Source organism: Pseudomonas sp. RL_5y_Pfl2_73 (assembly GCF_963970515.1).
Taxonomy (GTDB): domain Bacteria; phylum Pseudomonadota; class Gammaproteobacteria; order Pseudomonadales; family Pseudomonadaceae; genus Aquipseudomonas.
The window spans coordinates 1-3,135 of the sequence record NZ_CAXAPD010000080.1 but is presented as its reverse complement, the minus strand read 5'-3'; the positions used below and the strand labels follow the sequence as shown (position 1 = coordinate 3,135).

General features: G+C 57.9%; 3 protein-coding genes and 2 pseudogenes. 3 read left to right on the top strand and 2 right to left on the bottom strand.

Annotated elements, in window-relative coordinates:
- Positions 1-456 (bottom strand): hypothetical protein (locus tag AACY42_RS28190; protein ID WP_339483771.1); only part of this gene is annotated, 456 nt, incomplete at its 3' end.
- Positions 457-524: 68 nt separating this feature from the next.
- Here AACY42_RS28190 and tnpB (AACY42_RS28185) point away from each other — a divergent pair.
- From tnpB (AACY42_RS28185) to tnpC, 3 genes and pseudogenes are all read left to right on the top strand, one after another.
- Positions 525-632, top strand: a pseudogene (tnpB, locus tag AACY42_RS28185) (IS66 family insertion sequence element accessory protein TnpB); the annotation flags it as partial.
- A 62-nt stretch (positions 633-694) separates the two neighbouring features.
- Positions 695-886, top strand: coding sequence for an IS66 family insertion sequence element accessory protein TnpB (gene tnpB / locus AACY42_RS28180; protein ID WP_339483772.1), 192 nt, complete (start codon positions 695-697; stop codon positions 884-886).
- 18 nt (positions 887-904) lie between these two features.
- Positions 905-2,437: an IS66 family transposase gene (gene tnpC, locus AACY42_RS28175; protein ID WP_339483770.1), complete on the top strand. Its 1,533-nt coding sequence runs from the start codon at positions 905-907 to the stop codon at positions 2,435-2,437.
- On the opposite strand, the pseudogene AACY42_RS28170 reads toward tnpC, so the two are convergent.
- Positions 2,417-3,135, bottom strand: a pseudogene (locus tag AACY42_RS28170) (RHS repeat-associated core domain-containing protein); the annotation flags it as partial. The gene tnpC and the pseudogene AACY42_RS28170 sit on opposite strands and share 21 nt — an antisense overlap.

Genomic DNA, 3,135 nt, shown 5'->3' with positions numbered 1-3,135 from the left:
CCAGGCCACGGTGCTGAAGGTCACAGGTGTGGGCTTGTGCTGCCACACCGGATCGCGGTCGATGTCGTAAGCGCCCTCATAGACCGGCTCGGGCACCAGTTGGATACTGCGTTGCTCTACTGCCTGCACCACCGGCACAAAACTACCCGGTTCAAAAAAGTAGTGAGTCAGGCGTTCGCTCTTGTCATTGTTGCGGCTCTCAAAAGCCAACACATCGCCGTCCCAACCGTAGATGGTGTAGCCGCAGCCGTATTGCTCGTCGAGCTTGGCGCGCTCCAGCTTGTTCCACATCGGCCCGGCTTCGCGGCGGTCGTGGTACTTGGCTTTGGACAGTTTGAACAGGCGACGGCCCAGCGCGTCGTAGGCGAAGCTGGCGGTCAGTCGGTCATCTGCGTAGCCGATCAGACGGTCGTACAAATCCCAGGTGAAGTGAGATTTCTGTAAGCGATCCACCATGTACACATTCAAAACTGCCCGTTGAAGCCTGATGCTGTGCTCCCGATTCCCATCAGGAGCCCGCAGTTATGATGCGCCCCGACGCCAAAGTTGAAAAAGTCTACCTCTACCCCAAGCCTGTCGACTTCCGAAAATCCATCGACGGCCTCGCCGCCTTGGTCGAATTGGATATCAAAGTGGCGGTGTTCGACCCCGTGCTTTTTGTTTTTCTGAATCGCCCCCGTAATCGGGTGAAAAAATACTTTATTGGGAGCGCAACGGCTTCTGCCTTTGGCTCAAGCGCCTCGAATCCGAACGATTCAAAACGTCCCCTGACGATACGGATGAAGCCATTGTCCTGACGGTTCAGGAACTGAACTGGCTGCTCGACGGTTTTGATCTCTGGCGCAACCGTCCGCATCAGGTTTTGACGCCGCGATTCGTCGCTTGATTGGGTATAATCCGGGCCATGATTTCCATGCCCGACAACCTCCCTGATGATCCGGTTCTGCTCAAGCAAATGCTTGTGCAGATGTTCAGTGAGCGTCAGGTGGACAAAGACCAGATTGTTGACCTGAAAGAACAGATCAAACTATGGCGTCAACGTTTTTTCGGGCGCAAATCAGAGCAAACCGTCGATCCGCAGACGCCACAGCTCGCGCTCTTTAATGAACCCGAAAGTCTCGCGGTTCCGGTCTCCGATGAGTCTGACGAAGAAGTCGTTGCCCCGACCCAACGCCGAGGCAAACGCAAACCACTGTCAGCCGATCTACCACGCATCGAAGTCATTCACGAACTGCCCGAACATGAACTGACCTGCGCGTGCGGCTGCCGCAAACACACCATCGGTGAAGAAACCAGCGAACAGCTTGAAATCGTGCCGATGCAGATCCGGGTGATCAAACACGTCCGCAAGGTCTACGGCTGCCGTGGTTGTGAAGCCGCGCCAATCACCGCCGACAAACCGGCCCAATTGATCGAAAAAAGCATGGCCAGCCCCAGCGTCCTGGCGATGCTGCTGACCACCAAATACGTCGACGGTCTGCCACTGTATCGGTTCGAAAAAGTCCTTGGCCGACACGGCGTCGACATCCCACGCCAAACCCTGGCGCGCTGGGTGATCCAGTGCTGCGAACACTTTCAGCCGCTGCTGAATCTGATGCGCGACCGGTTGCTGGAAAGTCCGGTGATCCACTGCGATGAAACGCGGGTACAAGTGCTGAAGGAACCGGATCGAGACCCGACCAGCCAGTCCTGGATGTGGGTGCAGGCCAGCGGCCCGCCTGAGCGCCCAGTTATTCTTTTTAACTACACCACCAGCCGCGCGCAGGAGGTGCCACTGCGTCTGCTCGCCGATTATCGTGGCTACCTGATGAGCGACGATTACGCTGGCTATAACGCCGTGGGTGCGCAACCGGGTGTCGAGCGTCTGGGCTGCTGGGCGCATGCGCGGCGCAAGTTCGTCGATGCGCAAAAAGTGCAACCCAAAGGCAAGACGGGCCGTACCGATATCGCGCTGGCCATGATTAACAAGCTGTATGGTATCGAACGTGAACTCAAAGAGGTCACGGGTGATCAGCGTTTTGTCGGTCGCCAGGCACAGAGCTTACCGGTGCTTGCCCAACTGAAAAGCTGGCTGGAGAAAACCCAGTCCCAAGTGACGCCGCAAAGTGCGCTGGGCAAGGCCGTTAATTATCTGGCCAGCAACTGGAGCCGGCTGGAGCGTTACGTGGAGGCTGGGTTTTTACCGATAGACAACAATAAAGCCGAGCGCGCAATAAAGCCGTTTGTCATAGGGCGCAAGGCATGGCTGTTCAGCGATACGCCCAAAGGCGCCACCGCCAGTGCGCAGATCTATAGCTTGGTCGAGACCGCCAAGGTCAACGGCCAGGAGCCCTATACGTGGCTGCGCCACGTACTTGAGCGGTTGCCGCATGCATCCACGGCAGAAGACTACGAAGCGTTGTTACCGTGGAACTGCTCACCGGAAATGCCACGGTAAACGGAAACCGTACCTGATTGTAGGTGTGCTTGGTGGATCGCTTACAGATTTCTTGCCGTTGTGCAGGCGTTCCTTGAGGTTGCCGCGCTCGTCATAGCTGTAGTGGGTGCCCACGTAGTCGCGGAGCAGGTTGTCCAGCAACTTGGGTGGGCCGTATTGATTGGGCCGACGCGGCGCCTGCGGGTCCAGCAGGTTGCTGGCTGGGTCAAAGGCGAAGGTCTCTTCGCCGCTGATGGTCTGGACGGCGAGTAGGCGACCCAACGGGTCATAGCGGTAGCTGAGCGTGCCGCGCCGGGTGTCGTCGATGCGGGTCAGTTGGCCGGCTGCGTCGTGCCGGTAGTTGCGCACGACCAGACGTTGGGTATCGCCGCGTTTTCCCAGTGCCTGTTCCTGTAGTTGACCGTTGGGCGTCCAGGCTTGCCGTTGTTGCAGGCCGTTGCCCTGGTCGCGGGCGATCTCTCGGTGCAGGTTGTCGCGCTGATAACTCAGTAACTCTTGGTCATCGACTTTTAGCGCCAATAAATGACCGCTGCCGTAGGTTAGCCAACTGACCCGATGCCCATCCGGGCGAGTGGTGGCGATGCGTTGGTTGAGGGCATCGTATTCATGCTTCCACACCGCCACATGCGGTTCCTGCAGGTAGCGCAGGTATTGGTGCTCGCGGGTGTTGTTGCCCGCACGGTCGTAGAACCATTGCA

Coding starts and splice junctions, on each gene's coding strand:
- tnpC (WP_339483770.1), top strand. CDS start 905: ATGATTTCCATGCCCGACAACCTCCCTGATGATCCGGTTCTGCTCAAG.